General features: G+C 62.1%; 16 protein-coding genes and 1 pseudogene. 14 read left to right on the top strand and 3 right to left on the bottom strand.

Annotated elements, in window-relative coordinates:
• Positions 1–186 precede the first annotated feature (186 nt).
• From recF to dnaA, 3 genes are all read right to left on the bottom strand, one after another.
• Positions 187–1,266: a DNA replication/repair protein RecF gene (gene recF / locus ECTHA_RS0114445; RefSeq protein ID WP_025280162.1), complete on the bottom strand. Its 1,080-nt coding sequence runs from the start codon at positions 1,264–1,266 to the stop codon at positions 187–189.
• A 2-nt stretch (positions 1,267–1,268) separates the two neighbouring features.
• Entirely contained in the window at positions 1,269–2,369 is a 1,101-nt protein-coding gene (dnaN, locus tag ECTHA_RS0114450) for a DNA polymerase III subunit beta (RefSeq protein ID WP_025280161.1), read from the bottom strand.
• A gap of 277 nt (positions 2,370–2,646) precedes the next feature.
• Positions 2,647–4,065, bottom strand: coding sequence for a chromosomal replication initiator protein DnaA (dnaA, locus tag ECTHA_RS0114455; protein ID WP_025280160.1), 1,419 nt, complete (start codon positions 4,063–4,065; stop codon positions 2,647–2,649).
• A 200-nt stretch (positions 4,066–4,265) separates the two neighbouring features.
• Between dnaA and rpmH the strand changes: the two genes are divergently transcribed.
• The 14 genes and pseudogenes from rpmH to tssB all read left to right on the top strand — a co-directional run bounded on the left by rpmH (position 4,266) and on the right by tssB (position 22,067).
• Positions 4,266–4,400 (top strand): 50S ribosomal protein L34, encoded by a 135-nt coding sequence (gene rpmH, locus ECTHA_RS19630; RefSeq protein ID WP_082829751.1) that lies wholly within the window; start codon positions 4,266–4,268, stop codon positions 4,398–4,400.
• 85 nt (positions 4,401–4,485) lie between these two features.
• Complete coding sequence (gene rnpA, locus ECTHA_RS19635) at positions 4,486–4,803, top strand: ribonuclease P protein component (RefSeq protein ID WP_239822049.1); 318 nt, start codon at positions 4,486–4,488, stop codon at positions 4,801–4,803.
• Positions 4,779–5,030, top strand: coding sequence for a membrane protein insertion efficiency factor YidD (gene yidD, locus ECTHA_RS19640; protein WP_084307031.1), 252 nt, complete (start codon positions 4,779–4,781; stop codon positions 5,028–5,030). The genes rnpA and yidD overlap by 25 nt, the downstream gene beginning before the upstream one ends.
• Positions 5,023–6,672, top strand: a pseudogene (gene yidC, locus ECTHA_RS18490) (membrane protein insertase YidC); the annotation flags it as partial. The gene yidD and the pseudogene yidC, both read left to right, overlap by 8 nt.
• A 318-nt stretch (positions 6,673–6,990) precedes the next feature.
• A complete protein-coding gene (mnmE, locus tag ECTHA_RS0114470; RefSeq protein ID WP_025280157.1) occupies positions 6,991–8,337 on the top strand; it encodes a tRNA uridine-5-carboxymethylaminomethyl(34) synthesis GTPase MnmE in 1,347 nt (448 codons plus the stop codon).
• A gap of 387 nt (positions 8,338–8,724) precedes the next feature.
• Positions 8,725–9,996, top strand: a complete 1,272-nt coding sequence (locus tag ECTHA_RS0114475; RefSeq protein ID WP_025280156.1) for an AAA family ATPase — start codon at positions 8,725–8,727, stop codon at positions 9,994–9,996.
• Positions 9,996–10,670 (top strand): RloB family protein, encoded by a 675-nt coding sequence (locus ECTHA_RS19645; protein ID WP_084307033.1) that lies wholly within the window; start codon positions 9,996–9,998, stop codon positions 10,668–10,670. Before ECTHA_RS0114475 ends, ECTHA_RS19645 begins: the two co-directional genes overlap by 1 nt.
• 241 nt (positions 10,671–10,911) lie before the next feature.
• Entirely contained in the window at positions 10,912–13,380 is a 2,469-nt protein-coding gene (gene hrpB / locus ECTHA_RS0114480; RefSeq protein ID WP_238984796.1) for an ATP-dependent helicase HrpB, read from the top strand.
• A gap of 502 nt (positions 13,381–13,882) precedes the next feature.
• Positions 13,883–14,368, top strand: coding sequence for a type VI secretion system lipoprotein TssJ (gene tssJ / locus ECTHA_RS18495; RefSeq protein ID WP_025280154.1), 486 nt, complete (start codon positions 13,883–13,885; stop codon positions 14,366–14,368).
• Positions 14,369–14,399: 31 nt separating this feature from the next.
• Positions 14,400–15,734 carry a type VI secretion system baseplate subunit TssK gene (tssK, locus tag ECTHA_RS0114490; RefSeq protein WP_025280153.1) on the top strand — a complete coding sequence of 445 codons (1,335 nt, stop codon included), beginning with the start codon at positions 14,400–14,402 and terminating at the stop codon, positions 15,732–15,734.
• Entirely contained in the window at positions 15,731–16,453 is a 723-nt protein-coding gene (gene icmH, locus ECTHA_RS0114495) for a type IVB secretion system protein IcmH/DotU (RefSeq protein WP_025280152.1), read from the top strand. The genes tssK and icmH overlap by 4 nt, the downstream gene beginning before the upstream one ends.
• A complete protein-coding gene (gene tssM, locus ECTHA_RS0114500; RefSeq protein WP_084307037.1) occupies positions 16,450–19,908 on the top strand; it encodes a type VI secretion system membrane subunit TssM in 3,459 nt (1,152 codons plus the stop codon). The genes icmH and tssM overlap by 4 nt, the downstream gene beginning before the upstream one ends.
• On the top strand, positions 19,905–21,509 hold the full coding sequence (locus ECTHA_RS0114505) for a TssA family type VI secretion system protein (RefSeq protein WP_025280150.1): 1,605 nt from the start codon (positions 19,905–19,907) through the stop codon (positions 21,507–21,509). The genes tssM and ECTHA_RS0114505 overlap by 4 nt, the downstream gene beginning before the upstream one ends.
• Positions 21,510–21,542: 33 nt before the next feature.
• Positions 21,543–22,067 carry a type VI secretion system contractile sheath small subunit gene (tssB, locus tag ECTHA_RS0114510; RefSeq protein ID WP_025280149.1) on the top strand — a complete coding sequence of 175 codons (525 nt, stop codon included), beginning with the start codon at positions 21,543–21,545 and terminating at the stop codon, positions 22,065–22,067.
• Positions 22,068–22,070: the final 3 nt, after the last annotated feature.

A 22,070-nucleotide genomic window follows, 5' to 3' on the forward strand; every position in this document is an offset into this window, starting at 1 on the left:
GGCACCCCCGATGATGAAAGGTACATAACGAGCCCCTCTCCCCTCGGGGGAGAGGGGTTGGGGTGAGGGGCAAGGGCCGGCACAGTGCCTCCCCCACCCCCTCATCCCCAGCCCTTGTCCCTCAGGGGAGAGAAGGGAGCTTCCGTAGCTGAACCCGGGTGCTTCCACAGTAAGGCTTGGTCGGGTTTAATCTGACCTGAGTGTTCCATGTTCCACGTGGAACATCTTTTGGCTTGCCCAATTCCCCAGCCTCTGTACCTGGGCCCCGTCAATGGCGCTCACAAACACCTGACATTCCAGGCCGCGCAGAAATTCCAGCGCGGCCTCGCGACGTTCCGCGTCCAGCTCCGAGGGCAGGTCGTCCACCAACACCACCGCAGACCGTCCCGTCGCGCGCCGATGGGCAGCCACTTGAGTGAGCCTCAACAAGAGCACCGCGGTCTTCTGTTGCCCCCGGGATGCCTCCATGGCCAACGACACCCCGTCGCGCTTCAAGACAAGCTCTGCGCGATGCGGCCCCATCAGGGTGTATCCCAGTTCCCGCTCTCGATGCCGCCCGGACGCCAGGGCTTCGCGCAGATCGACGCCGTCCTTCCAGCCGCGGCGATACTCCCAGGTCATCCCATCCAGATCCGGCAACTGCCCACGCAACTCCAACAGGGTCTCCCACAGTCGTTCCAGATAGCCGCGCCGATAACGGTCCAGCGCTTCTCCCCGTTCTCCCAGTTCCCGCTCCCATCCCGTCAGCACGTTGTCCGGGAAGCCTCGCCTCAACGCCTCGTTCCGCTGATTCAATGCGCGTCGATAGCCCTGCAGGATCATCATGTACTCGGGCGCTTCGTGGAACAGCCCCCAATCCAGAAACGACCTGCGCTCCGCCGGCGACCCCGCCAGCAATTCGTGACTGTCCGGGTGGATGACCTGTACCGGTAACACCCGGGCCAGTTCGGACTGGGAGCGCACAGTGCGCCCGGCCAGTCGACCACGTGTTCCCGAGGCACCCTTGCGAATACCCATGCGGATTCGTTCCGACTGAAGGTGGGTCACCTGACCTGTGACCATCAGTTCCCGACTGCCCCTGTGGACAACGTGCTCGATGCGCGGCGTCCGAAAGGACCGTCCCGTGGCGAGCATATGAATCCCTTCCAGCAGACTGGTCTTGCCGGAGGCGTTGGGACCGACGATGAGATTCAGGCCCGGCACAGGATCGAGCCGGGCCCTTTCGAAGATGCGAAGGTTGAAGATGTCGAGCCGGGAGAGACTCATCCTCAAAGGCGGATAGGCATGACCACGTAAATCGCCCTGGGCATCACCTGGTCGCGAATGACGATGGAGGCCCCGGACATGCGGAACTTGATCTCCATGATCTCGCCCTCCAGATGATTCACCACATCCAGCAGGTAAGTGCTGTTGAAGCCGATCTCCATGGCCGGACCGGCGTACTCCACCTCCAGCTCTTCTTCCGCCTCTTCCTGTTCAGGATTGTGCGACTGCAGCTTGAGAAGGTTTTCGCCCAGTTCCATGCGTACCCCGCGCACCTTCTCGTTGGAGAGGATAGCGGTGCGCCCCAATGCCTGTTTGAGCAGTTCACGGTCCACCTTAAGCACATGGCCGTCGTCCTCGGGTACCACCCGTTTGTAATCCGGAAACCGCCCATCAATCAGCTTGGAGGTGAATTGCAGTCCGGCAAAGATGGCTCGCAGATGACTGGCGCCCAACTCAAGACGCACCTTGTCATCCACCCGCTCGAGCAAGCGGCTCAATTCCATCACCCCCTTGCGGGGCAGGATCAACTGCTGACTGTCCGGGGTTTCAACAATGGACTCGATCGCACACAAGGACAGTCGATGCCCGTCGGTGGCCACGGTGCGAACCGTGCCAGGCTCCACCTCGAACATCAGTCCATTGAGGTAATACCGTACATCCTGCACCGCCATGGCAAAGGAGGTGCGCTCCATGAGATCCAGCAATTCGCGCTGCGTCACTTCCAGCGAGAGATTGGCGCGCATTTCTTCCAGGGAGGGATAGTCATCCGCGGGCAGGGTGCTCAAGGTGAAACGGGAACGCCCCGAACTCACCAGCAACCGGTCTCCCTCGTGGTGCAACCCGACGGTTGCTCCCTCCGGCAATGCCTTGCAGATATCGAGCAGCTTCCGTGCGGGCACGGTCACCACACCCGGGCTGGCAACCGTGTGCTCCATGTCGGCCACCCATTCCACTTCCAGATCGGTGGCTACCAGCTCCAGTCGGGAGGTCTCCGCCCGGATAAGCACGTTGCTCAGTATCGGCATGGTCTGCCGTTTTTCCACGGCGCCGACGACTTGCTGTAGCGGTTTGAGCAGGCGTTCGCGCTCTATGCTGAATTTCATCAGGGAGACCCTTTAACAATGATCTTTTTAAAGACTTACTTTAGTAATAATAATTAGCAACCGGCACTGGCCTGGATAAGGCTCTGTTTCACCATATTTTTCATGAAGTTGCGCAACCTCAGGACTGTGCGCAGCCGCCCGGATAAGCCACGCACAAACTGTTGAGGGAATGTGGATAACTTTGGAAGCCGATTCTGTCCCGTGCTGTCCCACAGGTTATCAACAGTCCTGCCCACCGCCCACACCGGATCACCGGTCTCCAGCCCGGTTGGCCAGGTCAGCTGGTCAGCGTTCTCAGCAGGTTCACGAAGTCTTCATTGATGCGGGCATCTGATTCCCGCAATTCCTGAACCTTTCGACAGGCGTGCAGCACCGTGGTGTGGTCACGCCCCCCGAAGGCCTTGCCGATCTCCGGCAGGCTGTGATTGGTGAGTTCCTTGGAGAGCGCCATGGCCACCTGTCTTGGGCGGGTGATGGACCGGCTGCGCCGATTGGAATGCAGATCCGATACGCGGATCTTGAAGTACTCGGCCACGGTCTTCTGGATGTTGTCGATGGTGACCAGCTTGTCCTGCAGGGCGAGCAGGTCGTGGAGGGCCTCCTTGGCGAACTCCAGGGTGATGGCGCTGCCCGTGAAATGTGCATTGGCCAGCACCCGGCGCAACGCGCCCTCCAGCTCACGGATGTTGGAGCGGATCCGTTTGGCCACGAAGAAGGCCACCTCACTGGGCAGTTCCACCCCAGCCTCCTCAGCCTTGCGATTGAGGATGGCCACCCGGGTTTCCAGTTCCGCCGGTTCGATGGCCACGGTCAGACCCCAGCCGAAGCGGGATTTGAGGCGGTCCTCCAGACCATCCACTTCCTTGGGATACCGATCGCAGGTGAGGATCACCTGTTGCTGGCTCTCCAGCAGGGCATTGAAGGTGTGGAAGAATTCCTCCTGCGAGCGCTCCTTGCCCGCGAAGAACTGGATATCGTCGATCAGCAGGGCGTCCACCGAGCGGTAGTAGCGCTTGAACTCGTCAATGGAGTTGTGTTGCAGGGCCTTGATCATGTCGGCCACGAAACGCTCCGAGTGGAGGTACACCACCTTGGCCCCGGGGCGATGGGCCAGAATGGCGTTACCGATGGCGTGCATCAGGTGGGTTTTGCCCAGTCCTGTACTTCCATACAAGAATAACGGGTTGTAGGCCATGCCCACGTTGCCGGCCACCTGAAGGCTTGCCGCCCGGGCCAGTTGGTTGGACTTGCCTTCGACGAAATTATCGAAGGTGAAATTGGGGTTCAGGTTGTTGGTGAACTGAGGTGAACTGGCCGCTGGCTGCGGCGCCGCCTCCTGCTGCGGTTGCCGCATGGCTGTATTGCGGGCTCCGTGCGGGCCATTGCCCTGACCGGCGCCGCCGGGAGCGTTGGCGGTTCGGGCAGGCGCCTTGGCCGGAGCAGGGCGCTGGCTGCTGCCCACTTCCAGATGCACCCGCACCGAGTGTTCACCGGAGGTATCGTTCACCACCTGATCGATGCGTTCGAAAAAGTGATCTTTCACCCAGTCCAGCACGAATCGATTGGGTGCGAGCAGGCGGAGGACCTCCGGCTCCTCCACCGCATGCAGTGGACGTATCCAGGTGTTGAGCTGTTGTTCGGAGAGTTCGCCCTCCAGGCGCGTGACGCATTGCTGCCAAAGGGAGCTGCCGACCAAGGGTAATTCTCCAGGGCTGGTGGTGGATAAACGCGCCAGTCTACTCTGGGCGCGGAAGAGTTATCCACACCTTTTTCCACATCCTGATCACCCTTCCTGGGCCACGACATTGACACCCACGGGAATCGCGGGTACTTTTACGCGCCTTGGATGGGGTGTTCCGTCCACTCACTCATTAGAATCTATCCTGGTCCGCCATCATGAAAAGAACATTCCAGCCCAGTAACCTGCATCGCAAGCGCACCCATGGTTTCCGTGCCCGCATGGCCACCCGTGGCGGCCGCAAAGTGCTGGCTGCGCGCCGCGCCAAAGGCCGCGCCCGTCTCTGCCCCTGATCCATTGGCCCGGCCAGCCGGCAGGCTCGCAGACAGGGGTTTCCCCCGCGCCGCCAGGCTGACCTGCGCCAGCGACTACCAACAGGTGTTCGCTGGCGCCCACCGGGTTTCGGAAGCACCCTTTACCGGACTCTGGCGTCATCACCCCAGCGACGCGCCGCAAACCGCGCGACTGGGGATGGCAGTGGCAAAACGCAACGTGCGACTCGCCACACAGCGCAACCGGATCAAACGCCTGATCCGGGAATCGTTTCGACATCATCGGGATTCACTGGGGGCCATCGATATCGTGGTCCTTTGCAAACCCCGGGCCGAACGCTACAGCAACGAGCAGTTGCGTGAAGCCCTGGACCGACTCTGGCAACGGATGAGTATCCAATGCGAAAGATCCTCGTCTTCCTGATCCAGGTCTACCGATACACGCTCAGTCCGTTCGTCGGGCAACATTGCCGTTTTCTGCCCACCTGTTCCTGCTACGGGATTGAAGCCATCGAACGCCACGGTGCCCTGTATGGCTCCTGGCTGACGATCAAGCGGCTTGCCCGCTGCCATCCTTGGTGCGAGGGCGGGTATGACCCCGTTCCGGACCCCGCTCACGGCCATCATCGACCCCCGCGAAATCATGGATAACCTCCGTCCAATACTCTACCTCACTCTCGTCTTCCTGCTGTTCCTCATCTGGCAGGCCTGGCGTGTGGACTACGGTCCTCAGCCCGAGTTCTCCCCCGACCGTTCCGATGCCGCGCATCAGGAGGCAGGCGAGCGCCGTGATGACATGCCCGATGCCCCCGATTCCGAGGCCCGGGATGCCCCCATGGAGGCCGATGCCATCACTGGCATCGAGCGTCAACAGATCCGCGTGGTCACCGACACGCTGGACCTGCTGATCGATACCCGCGGCGGTGATCTGGTACGTGCCGATCTGCCCAGTTATCCGGTGAGCCTTCGGGAGCCCGACAACCCGGTGAGGCTGCTGGATGAGCGCACCCGCGACTATGTGGCCCAATCCGGTCTGATCCATGACCGTGTGCCCAATGTGGAACACGCCGGACGCGCCCCTTCACACCACGCCATCTTCCGCGCCGAGCAGACAGAGTTCCGCATGGAAGACGGGCAGGACGAACTCCGCGTGCCGCTCACCTGGGAAAGTGAAGACGGAATCCGCGTCACCAAAACCTACACCTTCCGCCGCGGCGACTTCCTGGTGGACGTCAGCCACCAGGTGGAGAACATGAGTGACCAGCCCTGGACCGGTCGGCAATACCGTCAGTTGCGCCATGGGCCCACACCCGACCGTGACTCCTGGTTCCTGTACACCTTTACCGGCGCTGCCTACTACGATGGCCGCTATGAAAAGGAACGCTTCGAGGATCTGGCCGAGGACGTTCGCGAGCGCAATATCACCGAGGGCTGGATCGCCGTCATCCAGCACTATTTCCTGAGCACCTGGGTACCCTTCGATGACGAAGTCAACCTGCTCTACACCCGGGAGGTGACCTCCGGAGGTCAGCCTCAGTACATCATCGGCCTGCGTTCCGAACCGGTGACCATCGAACCGGGCGGGCAGGGTGAACTCAATTCCCGGATCTGGATCGGCCCCAAGGCCCAACAGCCCTTGTCCGAAATCCGGGATGGCCTGGAACTGACCGTGGACTACGGCATTTTCACGGTGCTCTCCGCCCCCTTGTTCTGGCTGCTGCGGGTCATCCATGACTTCGTGGGCAACTGGGGCTGGGCCATCATCATCCTGACCCTGCTCATCAAGCTGGTCTTCTACAAGCTCTCGGCCACCAGCTATCGTTCCATGGCCAAGATGCGTGCGGTCCAGCCCAAGATGATGGCGCTCAAGGAGCGCTTCGGGGACGACAAGCAGCGCATGAACCAGGCGCTGATGGAGCTGTACAAGAAGGAAAAGATCAATCCGCTGGGAGGGTGTCTGCCCATCCTGGTGCAGATTCCCGTCTTCATTGCCCTGTACTGGGTGTTGCTGGAAAGCGTCGAGCTACGGCAGGCTCCCTGGATCCTGTGGATTCAGGACCTGTCCGTGCGCGATCCCTACTTTGTGCTGCCGCTGCTCATGGGCGCCAGCATGATCGCCCAGTACAAGCTGAACCCGGCGCCCATGGACCCGGTCCAGCAGAAGATCATGATGGCCCTGCCCATCATCTTCACGGTGTTCTTCGCCTTCTTCCCGGCGGGTCTGGTGTTGTACTGGTTGTCCAACAACCTGCTGTCCATCGCTCAGCAGTACTACATCACCCGGAACATCGAGGCGGCCATGGTCAAGCCCGGTGGCAGCCCGCCCAAGGGTTCCCGTGGCAAGCAGGATGATGATGACAGCGCGGGTGATTCGGGCACTGATAGCGCCGATGCCAGCGCCACCAGCCCGGGCCAGGCGGACAGTGAAGCCGCCAGCGAGACCCGTGCCGAGTCGCCTGCAGAACCCGAGGCAAAGGCCGACGATCAAACCGACGAAGCACCGTCGCAGCCACCCAAGGCCCAGACCACGAAATCCGCCCAGAACAAGGGGGGTGCAGGCAAGGGTTCGCGCCGGAAGCGCCCACGGGGTGGTAAATCGCGTAAGTGATCCATGGTGATCGGGGCCGACGCCGATACCATTGCCGCCATCGCCACCCCACCGGGGCGCGGTGGCGTGGGTATCGTGCGCGTCTCCGGCCCCCTGGCGCGCACTGTGGCCCAGGGGTGCCTGGGGCGGGTTCCGGCCCCGCGCAGGGCCCTGCTGACGGACTTTCAGGATGCCTCGGGGCAGGCCATCGACACCGGCCTGGCTCTGTTCTTTGCCGGGCCCCATTCCTATACCGGCGAGGATGTTCTGGAGCTGCAGGGCCATGGGGGGCCCGTCATCATGGACCTGATCCTGGCCGCCTGTGTCGACCGGGGTTGCCGGTTGGCCCGGCCAGGTGAGTTCACCGAGCGTGCCTTTCTCAATGACCGCCTGGACCTGACCCAGGCCGAAGCCGTGGCCGACCTGATCGACGCCGGCTCGGCCGCTGCGGCCCGCAGTGCCCGCCGTTCCCTGGAAGGCGGGTTTTCCCGTTGCGTGGACGAATTGCTTACCGCGTTGACCGAGTTGCGGGTCTACGTGGAGGCGGCCATGGATTTCCCCGACGAGGAACTGGAACTGCTTGAGGACACAGGCATCGGCCAGCGCCTGGACGCGCTGAGCAGCCGCCTGGACACCCTCGTGGAAAGCGCCCGCCAGGGCAATCTGCTCCGTGAAGGCGTCCATCTGGTGATTGCGGGACGTCCCAATGCCGGCAAGTCCAGCCTCCTCAATCGCCTGGTGGACCGGGAAGCCGCCATTGTCACTGCCATACCCGGCACCACCCGGGATGTTCTCAAGGAGCAGGTCAGCCTGGATGGCCTGCCCCTGCACCTGGTGGACACCGCCGGTCTGCGCGAGTCTGATGACCCTGTGGAACAGGAAGGCATCCGCCGGGCCTGGGCCGAAATCGAGAAGGCCGATCTGGTGCTGCTGGTGGTGGATTCCACCCTGGGCGAGGGGGAGGCCGAGGCGGACATCCGCCGTCGCCTGCCCGAGAAGCTCCGGGTGATCACGGTTCATAACAAGCTGGATTGCCTGGATGACGTCCCGGTGGACTGCAGCGATAGCCTGTACCTCTCTGCGCGCACCGGCGAGGGCATCAGCACCCTGCGGGAGCTGCTCAAGCAGCATTTGCATTACGATGGCGACCCGGAGGGCCTGTTCACTGCTCGCCGCCGCCACCTGGATGCCCTGGACCGCACCCGGCAGCATATCCATGAAGCCCGCCAGCACTTCCACGCCACCCAGGCCCCGGAGTTGATGGCCGAAGAACTACGCCTGGCCCAGGACACCCTGGGAGAAATCACCGGCAAGGTGACCTCCGATGACCTGTTGGGGCAGATCTTTTCCTCCTTCTGTATTGGGAAATGAAGTAGCCAAACAGATCCAAATCCCTTAAAAAAAACAATATTTTTTCAAGGGTATTATTCCGAAGCTGGTAGCCAAGCTCGCCAAGAATCCAGAAATCCCCCCGATTGTTGCACCATGTGCTCGCCGTGCCGCATGGCCGGCACGGGTCAGCATTCCGGGTATCTCGCGGAGGGTGAGGCCATGACGCGCCGGGGTCCGTCGTGACCACTGTGCGCATCCAGTCGCGCTGCCCGATTCAAGCGCCCGCCTTCACCCCGGAACGCGGAACCCCCTGTGTGAATCCATTTCGTCGAAGAAATTGGTATTTTTTGCCAAAAATTGGATTTTAAATCGTTTGACTGCTAGATTTGTCCAGTCATATCACTCACTGCACCTGAGGCACCTCAAATGCTCATCGAGATGACTGTGGCCAATTTTCGGTCATTTCACGAGGAACAAACCTTTACCCTGGCGAAGGGTAAGGGTGGTGAAATGATGGATACCAATACCTTCAGCACGGCAGCTCCCAATAACATCGGCCTATTGCGCTCAGCAGCCATTTACGGGCCGAATGCCAGCGGCAAATCAAATTTGTTCTTGGCCCTCCAAGCAATGAAGCGAGTGGTCCTGGAGTCCGCCATTAATCTGCAACGGGGGGATAAGTTGCCCGTCACACCCTTCCGGTTGACCCCCGAAGCGCGTCAGTCACCCAGTGAATTTGAAGTGACCTTTCTGGTTGACGGTGTACGCTACCAATACGGATTTACAGCCACCACTGACCGCATCCATGAGGAATGGCTGCTGGCCTATCCCAAGGGCCGATCGCAACGATGGTTTAGTCGTGCCTGGAATCCAACTGAGCAGCATTATGATTGGGACTTAGGCAGTAACCTGACAGGTGAAAAGCAGCTTTGGGTAAAATCCACTCGTGATAATTCCTTGTTTTTATCAACGGCTGTTCAGCTCAACAGTGAGCAGTTACGACCTGTTTTTGATTGGTTCCAAAAAACTTTACGCCTGGCCAATGTTGGCGCCTGGGGACCTGGATTCAGTGCATCACTGTGTGAAAGCAGCGATAAAAAAAAGATCATGGACTTTCTTCATGCTGCTGACTTGCATATTGATGACATTTTGGTAGAAACCAAACCATTTGACCTTGATGCATTGCCGGAGGATATGCCGGGATCGCTACGTGACGTCATCGCCGAGGACCTAAAAGGCAAGAAAGTCATTGATATAAAAACTGTCCATAAAGATAGTCAGGGTCATGATGTAACCTTTGACTTTAGCGATGAGTCTGAAGGTACACAAAAGTTGTTTTCATTCGCAGGGCCCTGGATTGACTCGCTTACCAACGGTTACGTACTGTTCATCGACGAACTTCACGACAACCTTCATCCTAGTCTGGTTCAGTTTCTGGTCCAGCTGTTTCACGATAACGAAACGAACAATAATAATGCTCAACTGGTTTTTACCACGCACGAGACATCTATTTTGAATCAGAACGTTTTCCGTCGTGATCAGATCTGGTTTTGCGAAAAGGATAAAAGCCAATCTACCATGCTCTACCCGTTAACCGATTTTAGTCCCCGCAAGGGACGTGAAAATCTGGAGGCGGCTTATCTTTCGGGTCGGTATGGCGCCTTGCCGTTTACTCGGTCACTGAAACAGGTTGGGTGATGGGTACGGATAATCTTTTCCATAAACGCCGGGCCAAAAGTATAAAACGGTTGCAACGACGTGCCGCAAGGCGTGATCCGTATGCCAAAGTGCTTATTGTTTGCGAAGGCGAGAAAACTGAGCCCTACTATTTTCAAGGGCTTAGAAGTCACCATGACTTGAACACTGCCAACGTAGAGGTTTGCGGCGAATGCGGTTCGGACCCAGGTGACGTGCTGCGGTATGCCAAACAACGCTATCGTGAAGAAAAAGACGCAGGCGATGCATTTGATAAGGTCTTTTGTATTTTCGATAAGGACGCTCACGCAAACTATGACGAAGCTCTAAACGCTATCGCCCAGTCACAGCCACGCGAGACCTTCATTGCGGTAAATTCAGTGCCATCCTTCGAGTACTGGTTGCTGTTACATTTTACCTACAGTACCCGACCCTATTCAGCGTTACCAGGTAACAGTGCGGGCAATCAGGTGCTCTCCGAGCTCAAAGCCTATTTGCCAAACTATGAAAAAGGAGCAGACAACATGTTTGCCCTGCTGCTTGGTCAACTGGAATTTGCCAAGAGTAACGCCGCACGCTCTTTACGCGCGGCCAAAGAGCACGGAACCGATAACCCATCTACCCGAGTGCATGAGCTAGTGGAATTTTTGCAGTCCATAAAAGATGGACCATTATAATGCCGAAAGAGGTGGCGATGATTTTGCCTGAATACACCGATTTCGAGTGGTCCTGTCTACGGCACCCCGGACATTCGAGCAACACAAGAGGTATCGCTATCTGCTGCCCTTGCAAAACCATTGCACGCTGTCCGTGCTCCAGCAATTTGATACAGCATCTTTTTTCTGAGCTTTTGTTTCCGATATCGGAAAAGAGGGGGCCATCCTGACCCTGCCCGGACCGGCCCAACCCGTCGACTCGGTGCTGCCGCCGCTGCTCAAGGCGCTGGAGCAGGGCGGCACTGCCGTGCTGCAGGCCCCGCCGGGGGCCGGCAAGACCACGCGCGTGCCTCTGGCACTGCTGGGCGTGCCCTGGTGTCGGGGCCGTATTCTCATGCTCCAGCCACGCCGACTTGCTGCGCGGGGGGCTGCCGTCTTCATGGCCTCGCAACTATGCGAGCCGGTGGGGCAGACCGTGGGCTACCAGACCCGCCTGGAACGCAGGCTGGGGCCCGATACCCGCATTCAGGTGATCACCGAGGGGATCCTCACAAGGCGTCTGCAGCAGGATCCCGGCCTGGAGGGCGTGGACCTGGTGATCTTCGATGAATTTCACGAACGCAGCCTGATCTCCGATCTGGGACTGGCCCTGTGCCTGCAGGCCCGGGAGCTGCTGCGGGAGGATCTGCGTCTGCTGGTGATGTCGGCCACACTGGATGCCGAACCCGTGGCCCGCATCATGGGTGATGCGCCGGTCATCACCAGCGAAGGGCGACACCATCCGGTGGAAATCCACCACCTACCGCCCAGTCGATCACCCCGTCCGGACATGGAATCCTTGATGGTGAACACCCTGCACCGGGTGTTGCAGGAGGAAACGGGGAGTGTGCTGGCCTTTCTTCCGGGGCAGCGGGAGATCCAGCGCGTCGCCCAGGGGCTTGAGGCCCGGGATCTGCCCGCCGGGGTAAGGGTGCTGCCCCTGTATGGCCGCCTCCCGGTGGAAGCCCAGCAGCAGGCCGTGGCCCCGGCTTCGCCCGGAGAGCGCAAGGTGGTCCTCACCACCGATGTGGCCGAAACCAGCCTGACCATCGAGGGCGTTCGCGTGGTGGTGGACAGCGGATTGGCCAGAAAACCCCGCTTTGACCCCGCCTCCGGCATGACCCGTCTGGAGACCCAGCGCATCAGCCGCGCCTCGGCCACACAGCGCACCGGCAGGGCAGGGCGCCTGGAACCCGGAGTCAGCCTGCGGCTCTGGACCCAAGGCGACGAACAGGCCATGCCGGCCCAACGCGTGCCCGAGATCCTTGAGGCGGATCTGGCGCCCCTGGCGCTGGAACTGGCCTGCTGGGGCGCCGATCCCCAGGAACTGGCCTGGCTGGATGCACCCCCCATTGGGGCGCTGGCCCAGGCCCGTACCCTGTTGCAGGCCCTGGGTGCCCTGGATACTTCCCATCGACCCACGGACCACGGCCGCCGCATGGCCACCCTGGGCGTGCATCCCCGCCTGGCCCATCTGCTGTTGTCCGGCAAGCGCCTGGGCCAGGAGCCCGCGGCCTGCCAGTTGGCCGCGCTGCTGGAAGAACCTGACCTGTTGATGGGGCTGGATGGCCCGGCCCAGGTGGATATCCATCTGCGTCTGGAGGCCCTGGAGGGCCGTGAGATCCCCGGACACCGGGCCAACAAGGGCGTACGTCACCGGGTGCGGGAGCAATCCCGGCGCCTGGCGGAGCGTTTGTCACGCACACAGGGCAAGCCGGCCTGCGATACCCAACCCCGTGAGCCCGTGGGACTGCTGCTGGCCATGGCTTATCCGGACCGCATCGGACTTCGCCGCGAGGGCGCCCAGGCCCGCTATCGGCTGAGCGGCGGCCGGGGCGCTGCCCTGCCCGCCCAGGAATCCCTGGGAGGCCAGGAGTGGATCGTGGTTCCCAGCCTGGATGCTGGACAGCGGGAGGCCCGTGTCTTCCTCGCGGCACGGCTTGCCCGGGAGGATCTGGAGCACCACCTGGCAGAGCGTTTCACACTCTGTGAACGGATCACCTGGGATGCCAAGGCTGGCGCGGTCCTGGCACAACGTGAGCGGATGCTGGGCAGCCTGCCAGTGAGCACGACGATCGTGGACCAACCCGATCCCGAAGCCATACGCGCCGCATTGCTGCAGGGGATTCGTCAGGCGGGGCTGGACACCCTGCCCTGGACGCCCCAGGCAGAAGCCCTGTGCCAGCGTGTGCGCTTCCTGCATCGCACCCTGGGCAATCCCTGGCCGGATCTTTCCCGGGAGGCCCTGCTGGAGGATATGGAGGGTTGGCTGGGCCCCTGGCTGACCGGAATGAGTCGCTTGTCGCACCTGGCCCGTCTGGATCTGCATGCCATCCTGATGGCCCGTCTGGAATGGCCCTTGCCCCGGGACCTGGACCATCTGGCCCCCACCCACTGGACACTTCCGGGTGGAGCACGGGTGCGTCTGGATTATGGCCAGGGCGAGGTGCCCGTGCTGGCGGCCCGCTTGCAGCTGCTGTTCGGCCTTACGGAAACCCCGCGCCTGGCACGGGGACGGGTGCCGGTGATGGTCCACGTCCTGTCACCCGCGCAGCGCCCGGTACAGATCACTCAGGATCTGGCCGGATTCTGGGAACGCACCTATCCCGAGGTGAAGAAGGATCTCAAAGGGCGCTATCCCAAACATGCCTGGCCTGAAGACCCCCTCACGGCACCGCCCCGACGGCGCTGAACCCGCGCATCCCACTATCCACAGAACCTGTGGATAACTGTGTGGGTAAAATGTCGGGAACTCTCGCAATCCCCCGTGTGGCCGCCCCCCTTGGCCAGTTTGATCAAAATTTGATCAAACACTATAAGTGACTGTTTTTCAGATTTTTTAATCAATCCATGGCCAGTGGATTTGTCAAGACTTGACAAGCGAACACACTCAAGTGGAGCACGAATGACTGTTGCATGCGCCTGGGGAAATCCCGAGTTTCACGCCTGGGCTAACCGGCTCGACACCCTCTCACCGCCTCGCAGAGGTGTTGACTTTCCTCTCGGCATATGGAGTAATTTCGGTCGCTGCGTCGCCCCGCAGGGGCGTGGCAAGGATCGCTTGAACACAGGGGCTTGAAGCCCAGCCAAGGAGTGGCCACATGAACCAGCCCGTCAGCGGGTGCCAGCGCACCCAACCCCGTCGATGCCCATCCGTGCCATCGTCCGGCCTCCGCACCGGGCTCCATGGGAAGATGCCCGCCCGGCAACACGCTTGGCCCTCTCGCTATCGTCCCCCCCTGTGGCCCTGGCTATGCCTGCTCATGCTGCTCACCGGCTGCAGCAGCCCGCAACTACGGGTCGATCTGCACTCCACCGCCAATCTCAATCTCAGTGACGAAGGACAGCCCCTGCCTGTGGTGGTGCGGGTCTATCAGCTCAGTGACCTGAAGGCCTTCGAGGATGCCGATTTTCGCGACCTGTGGCTGCATGACCTGCAGGCCCTGGGCGATACCGCGCTCAGTCGCAAGGAGTTGATCCTGAACCCGGCCCAGCAGGCGGATCTGCAACTGCAGCGTCATCCGGAGGCGGTCTACCTGGGGGCTGTAGCCATCTTCCGTGAACCTTCGGACCCCGCCTGGCGTGACGTCACCCCCTTGCCGAAGGGCTATGTCGGCAAACGCATGGATCAGCGTCTCACCGTCAGCTTGCGCGGTAACCAGCTGACCATTCAGGAATAATCCCGAATACTGGCCAGGGAAGGGCAGGTACATGACAGCCATCCGCAAGGTGATCTGGAGCGAGGGCATTCTCCTCGGCCAGCAGCATTTTCAAGCCTGGGACCGTTACCACGAACAGGCATTGATCGAGCGGTTCCGCATCACCCATCCTCGCAGTTGGGGTCTGCATCGACTGCGTCTGGATCCGGACGCCCCCGCCATGGGCATCTGCCGCATCCTCGAGCTGGAAGCCATCCTTCCGGATGGGCGCCTGGTCACGGTAGACCCTTTCGATGATGCACCCCTGGCCTGTGAACTCCCCGATGCCGCGCGAGAGCCGGTCGTCGTTTATCTCCTATTGACCCGCGAGCGCCGAGCCCTGGGCATGACAGGATATGAAGCCGCCGGCCATCGCCGCGGCGCCTGGCAGGTGGACTATGTGGAACTGGCCGATGAGCACGACACCCAGCGTCAGCAGGAAGTGGCCCTGGGCCGACTGAACCTGATCCTGGGCACCGAAACACCCGCGGATCCCGATCTGATACGTCTTCCTGTCACCCGGCTCACCCCACGCATGGGCGGTGGATTTCAGATCGACGACGACTTTGTTCCGCCCCTGCTCAGCATCGAGGCATCACCCGCACTGCAGCGTTTCACCGGGCAGCTTGCAGAGCGCATTCGACTCCAGTCCCGTGAACTGGCCGGGGAATGCACGGTGTGCAAACCCGCCGACCGTCATCTCGTCCATGCCATGAGTGGCTGTCTGCAGCGCTTTCTGATCCGTCTGGAACACCTGCGAGCCATGGAATCGAGCCATCCCGAAGGGCTTCACCTGGCGCTGGCAGAGACCTGCGCGGAAATCCAGTCACTGGTACCGCAGGATGACGAAGACCGGACGCTGCCCCTCTATCGACATGAGGATCCAGCCTCGGGCCTGCGGATGCTCCAGGCACACCTTTGGGAGCTGCTGGATCGCTTCCGTGCCCTGCACACGCGCCCTCCTGTCCTGGAGCCGCTTTCCGAGGGTCGATTCCAGGCGCGTGATCTGACGCGCAGCCTTTCCTCGTCGCAACTCTTGTACATCACCGTCAGAACCGAGCGGGAGGATACGGACTGGATCAGGGATTTCCCTCGTCAGGCCAAGGTGGCCAGTGCGGATCAGCTGGATCTGCTGATCCGCACGGCCCTGCCGGGGGTATCGCTCTGTCATCTGCCGCGTCCCCCAGCGGATCTGCCCGTGCCAAGGGGACGGGAGTGTTTTCGACTGGAACCGCAGGGCGAGTCCTGGCAAGCATTGCTGGAGAGCGACAGTCTGGGCATCTTCCTGCCCGCAGGCCTGCGGCATCTGCAACTGGAACTCATGGTGGGGGACCGGGAGGCCACATGAAGAATCCCTATCTTCACTGCGCCGGTCCGCTGCTGTTGACCCTGACGGCCCTGAACGAGCCCGACCAGAACCCATCTGATGCCTCCACCTGGCGCCAAAGGGTCCTGGAAGACATGGAGCAATTCAGCCGGCGTGCCCAGGCAAGAGACCTTCCGGGACCGGGCGTGCAGGATGCCCGCTATGCCCTGACCGTGCTGGTGGATGAACGCGCCATGGCGCTCACCGATGCCCTGGCTCAGTCCTGGGCCGAAGAACCCCTGCAGGTGACCCTGTTCGGCGAGTATCGCGGTGGTGAGGGTTTTTTCGAGCGTCTCGCCGAGCTACGCCAGCACCCCCGCGACCATGCGGACCTGCTGGAACTGTATCTGTGCTGTCTGCATCTTGGACTGGAGGGGGTCTATCGTCTTCGCGGGCCGGAACGGCTGGAGTCCCTGAAGAGTGATCTGCGCGAACAGGTGCAAAAACTGCAGGAATCGGACGATGACCCAACCACCGCCGCATCCCTGGCCGGGAAGAATACCCGATACCGGTCGCGACCTGTGCCTCTTTCCATCCGCGGCATCAGCCTCACCCTCCTGGGTCTTATCCCGGTACTCGTATTCTTCCAGGGCTGGCAATTGCACACCCTGGACCGGAACCTTAGCGTCACGCTGGACAGCCATGTTGAAGCCATCTCACGCGCCCTGCCGATCCAGTCCGTCAGGCGGGTGCTCCCATGACCCACCTTTTAGCCCGTCTTCGAAGTCCCCTCATGCGCCTGGCCGGGCCGGCAGCAGGGCTTGTGGTGGCCCTTGGACTGGTGGTCCTGTTCTGGTCGGACATTCGAACGGGCCTGGACCGGGTGCCCCTATGGCTGCTCTGGGCGTTCCTGCTGATCTTGTGTGCCGGTTTGCTGGTGTGGTGGCGTGCGCGCATCCAACGCGACCGCACGCCGATCAACGATCCTGCAAACGGTTCCCGGGATGCTGTTGATGAAGAGTGCCGGGACCTGAATGAAGCGCTCAAGGCCATCCATGCGCGTCTGGAATCCACCCCGTCAGCCCGAATCGGCCTTCGCCGCCGACAGGTCGCAGCACCGTGGTATCTGCTCATGGGGCCGAGCAACAGTGGCAAGACCCGGCTCCTGAATGGCTATACCCAGGTCGCAGGTCAGGGTTCGCAGGAGACGGCTGCCCGTGCAGCGGTCGAATTCCGGCTCCTGAAAGGTGCCGTATGGGTGGAGCTTCGGGGGAAGGTCATCGAGCAGGCGGATCGTCAGGACCTGTGGCGACACCTGCTGGACCGTTTGCGCCAACACCGATCCCGCCAGCCCCTCAAGGGCCTGATCCTGACCCTGAGCCTGCCGGCGCTGCTGGAGATCGACCCGCCACAACGGGATGCACTGGTGGGCATGTTGCGCCGCCACCTGCAGGAACTGTGTGAAACCCTGGGCCAGCTCCCGCCGGTGCATCTGATGCTCACCCACATGGATCAGATACCCGGGTTCACCTGGCTGGCGCCGGTCCTGGCGGACGAAGATGATCGGGTCTGGAGTTTTGCACTGAACCCTCAGCGGGACACCCTGCCACAGCTGGATGAGGCCTTGGGCGATCTTCTGGAGGACCTGGACCGAAAGCGACTCAGGGCACTGGACCTTGGCCGCGATCCGGTCAGGGGGAGTGAGATCATCGCCTTTCCCCATCGCATGGAGCGGGCCGCCGGATGCCTGCGGGATGCACTCACACGCTTGTGTCGCCCCGAACCCGGACAGGAGATGCCCCCCATACTGACGCTGTACCTGACCGGCACCACGGGGGCCGAAAACCGGACAGCCGAGGATACGGCGAGCCTGACCCTGGAGCGCATCCAGGGCGACCCCGCAACGGCCCAACCGACCCAACGCCAGGCGTTTCGCACCATGGCACTGCAAGGGACCCTGCTCATCCTCACGGCGGCCTTGCTGGTATCGTCCTTGACCCTGCTGCATCCCGCCAAGCGGACCCAGGCGGACCTGATGGGCGCCAGTGCAAGCCTGCTGCAGGCGCTGTCCGACAACGTACAGGACCGGGAGCCCGAGATCCTTGCCAGCCTGGCGGCCATCCATGCCCATGGCCAGCGGCTGGAATCGCCCCATGGGCATGCGCCATTGCCTCTGCATCCTCTTCCCTGGTGGCCCCGAAACCAGGCTGTGGCCCTGGATGACAGCGTGGCCCGGGTGATGAACGCCATGGTCCTGCCTGATGCCCTCAACCTGCTGGAGGCGCGCATCCAGGAGCGCGCGCGCCAATGGATATCCCTCGAACCGGCGCAGCGGGAACTCGAACGCCCGCTCCACTATGAGGATCTGAGGCTTTATCTGATGATCCATTTGCCCGACCGTCGGGACGAGCACATCCTCCTGGAGGGACTGACCACACTGATGAGCTCCAGCCTGCCCTCCCATGGCCCGGTCCATCAACCGGATGCCTCGACCCTGGACGCACTCTGGCGTCGCTGGTTCGCCCATGGCCTGACACCCGACTCCCCCATGCAATCCGGGCTGGTAGCCAAGGTGCGCAGCCAACTTCAGACGGAGGCCTCACCCCAGGCCGCCTATGCCCGGCTGCAGTCCCGGGCAGCGCGGGACATGGGCAGCGTTGTGCTTGAGGAAATCCTGGGGCGCGATGGGGCACGACTGATTCGGGCGGAGCACACGCTGCCGCGGCTCTACACTGCCAAGGCCTGGCAACAGTTCGCGCTCCCCACCATTGATGAATTGGTGCAGCAGGCCCTGCAGGGGGATTGGGTCACCCAGGACGACACCGACACCCACGCGGGACAACCGATGGACCCGGAACAGGTGGAGGCCCTGACCCATGACCTGCGCCAACGCTATCTGGACGACTACCAGGAGGCATGGCGAGACTTCCTGGCTGGTCTGAGCGTGATGCCCTTTCGCGATCTGTCTGCCGCCGCCGAAGGCCTGGGGCGGCTCGGTGCCGAAACCGGCCCCCTGACCCGCCTGGCCAGCTGGACCCATGACAATCTCACTCTGTCTGAATCACCCATACCTCTCCATGAGGCCCTGGGGACAATTTCCAGGGGCGTTGACACATCCAGCTTCCAACATCCCGTTCTGGCAGGAGGGCAGGATAACCCGGGGCCACTGCTGGCGTTGTTATCTCCGGAGGAGGACGCCCTGGTGAGCACCGCCCTCAGCGACCACCTGGATACCCTGCGGGCCATTGCTTCACATCTGGAATCCCTGATGGCCAGTGCCGATCCTGGCCGAGAGGCCCGGGTAGCCGCCGCCGGGCTCCTCCAGGGGCGGGGTGGTCACATCCCGTTGCAGGCGGCCTGGATGTCGACCTCCTCATTGCTGGCCGATCTCCCGGTTGCGGAACGCCCGATGCTCGAGCCCTTGCTGCGATCCGCGGTGCGCGAGCCCTGGCGAACCCTGGTGTACACAGCGGTCGGGGATCTGGAACGCCAATGGCAGGGACAGGTCATGGGCCCGTGGCGGGACGGTCTGGCGGGCCGTTTCCCCTTCGATCCCCAGGGGCGGGATGCTGCACTGGTGGACGTGGTGGATTTCTTTCACCCCGAGCAGGGCCTGCTCTGGGGTTTTGTTCACGAACATTTGAGCCCCTTCCTGCAGGACACCCGGGGCCCGTGGCGACCCCGGACCTGGATCGGCGTGGGACCCACGTTTTCACGGGGCTTCGTCCGGAACATGGCGCAGGCCGACGAGATCACCCGCAGCCTGTTTGCCCATGGCCAGGGAACGGCCCAATTGAGCTTTCACCTCTATCCCATGCCCAGCCCCGGTCTGAGCGAGGTGGTGTTCGAGAGCAATGGCCAGGTGTACCGTTACCGCAACGAGCCCCAGGAATGGCGGCGCTTCGCCTGGCCTGGTGATGCCGGCACACCCGGTGCCCGCGTTCGCGCCGTGGACCATCATGGCCTCGCCACTGGCGAGTACCGCCAGGAGGGCATCTGGGGTCTGTTCCGTTTGCTGCATGAGGCCCATGTAGAGGCCGATGACGGGGAGGGCCATGTTTATACCACCCGCTGGCAACTGCCCCATCAAGGCCAGGGCGACCCGCAGGAGATCCGTTTCCGGATTCGCCCCGATCGACAGCAGAATTTCCTGCGCCAGCAACTCTTCACCGGCTTTGAGCTGACCCGCTCACCCTTCCTTGGGAGTCGTGGATGAAGGCCATATCCCATCAAGCGTCGGCAGCACTGGATGACCCCGACTCCCTGATCCAGCGGGCAACTGCGCCTCTGCCCGAGGGCTCGGGCGTCGAGGATCCTCGCCATCATCCCACCCTGCTGGCCATCAAACAGGCCATGGGGCGTCTTCAGGGGACTGATTTTGACCAGGTCATACAGGATGCCAGCGGTTTCCTGGCCACTCAGGCCAAGGATCTGCGGGTGGCGGGATATCTTTGGCTGACGCTGATCACTCGCGATCAGATCGATGGACTCATCACCGGCACGGCCCTCTACCGAAAGTTGCTGGAATGCCAGGACTCCCCCATCCACCCCATCAAGCCTGCCCAGCGACGTGCTGCCCTGGACTGGCTCAACAGCGAACGCGTCAGGCTCCTGTTGAATCGACTGGGTGCCACCCCGGACACGGACGCGCTGGACCTCATCGAGGTTGACCTCGAGCACATTGAGACGTGTCTGGCCCAGGGGCCCTGGGATGATCCGGAAACGCCCCCCCGCTGGCAGGTGCTACGTCAGTGGCTTCAGGCCCGCCGAAAGGAGACGGTGACGGGCCAAGGCGCAAAGAGTGAGGCATCCGTTGCGCCGCAGGGGTTGGGCCAGAAACCCCAGCCCGAGCCATCACCACCCGCCATCGCAGCACAGGTTCCTGCGGGGATGGTGCATACCGCTGCGGAGGCCTTGCTGTCCACCGCCCGCGACCTGCACGACGCCCTGCTCAGGGAAGGCCGCCCCATCGAGGCCCTGGCCTTTGCCCGCGCCGCCCGCTGGGCGCCCCTGAGCCTGCCGCCCCACGACCAGGGCATCACCCGCATCCCGCCACCCCGCGCGGGGGGGTGGGCCTGCCTGGATGATGCGCAGGCCCGTGGCGACTGGGCGGGCGTGCTCAAAAGCGGCGCCGCCCTGTTCTTCGAACCGGGGTTCCACCTGGCCCTGGATCTGCAGCAGCGGCTGGCCATCGCCGCCGAACATCACCACGCCCATGATCTGGCCCTGGATATTCAATCCCAGGCCCGCGCCCTGATCCAGCGCCTGCCTGGTCTGGAAACCCTGCGCTTCGAGGATGGCCGACCCTTTGCCGATGCCACCACCCTCGCATGGCTGCGGGACGACCCTGCCATGGAATCCAGTCAGACCTTGCTGCCGACCTGCTCCTTACCGCCCGTCGATCACGATGCCCCGGCACCGGATTCCGATGCCCTCAAGGACCTGTCGGTGCCCGATGCCTGGCAGGCCCTGGAGCATTGGCCCATGGCCACCGAAAGACAGCGCCTGATGGTGGCAATTGCCCGCGCCGATCTTTGTCTACGGGCCCGGCGTCCGGATGTGGCGCTTCTGGTCCTGCAGGCTGCCCGGTCGCAACTGGAGACGATCAGGATTGTGGACTGGGAGCCGGCCATGGGCTGGACGCTGCTCACCCGTCTGCGCCAGGTGGCCATCACGCTGCACGGCCGGGGGCTGCCCCAGGAGGCGCTGATACAGGACTGTGAACAGGAGTTGGCGCGTCTGGACCCCAAGGCCGCCATGGAATCTTTCACCCTGCCCGAGGGGTGTGGTCGCGGACCACGCCCCGGGCCTGCATGACAAACCAACACCACAAGGATGAGGACCCTTGCCATGACCCGCAGTTTTCAGAATGAAGTACCCCGCGCACGTGTGAACATCGCCCTGGAGGTCAACCAGGGTGGCGGCCGCCGGAAGGTGGATCTGCCCTTCAAGATGCTGGTGATGGCTGATTTCAGCCACGGGCGTGCCCAGGGCCGCGTGGCAGAGCGCCCGCGCACGGTCGTTCACAGCGGCAATCTGCAGGCGGTGCTCAAGGACATGGCCCCGTCACTGCGCTTTACCGTGCCGGACAGGATCTCATCGCAGGGTCAGGAGATCCCGGTGGATCTGACCTTCGAGCACATGAAGGACTTTTCCCCCGAGGCAGTGGCAGCCCGGGTGCCTTCACTGGCCCGTCTGATGGCCATGCGCAATCTGCTCAAGGAACTCAAATCCAGCCTGCTGGACAACGCCGCATTGCGCCGCGAGCTGGATCGAATCGTTCGTGACGACGAAGAACTCAAGACCCTGCAGGGTCAGCTCAAGCGCCTGCTACCCCCGGCCGAGGCTTCATCACAAGACACCACCGAACACTGATCA

Origin of the sequence: Ectothiorhodospira haloalkaliphila ATCC 51935, from assembly GCF_000633935.1 — a bacterium.
In the GTDB taxonomy this organism is placed as follows: domain Bacteria; phylum Pseudomonadota; class Gammaproteobacteria; order Ectothiorhodospirales; family Ectothiorhodospiraceae; genus Ectothiorhodospira; species Ectothiorhodospira haloalkaliphila.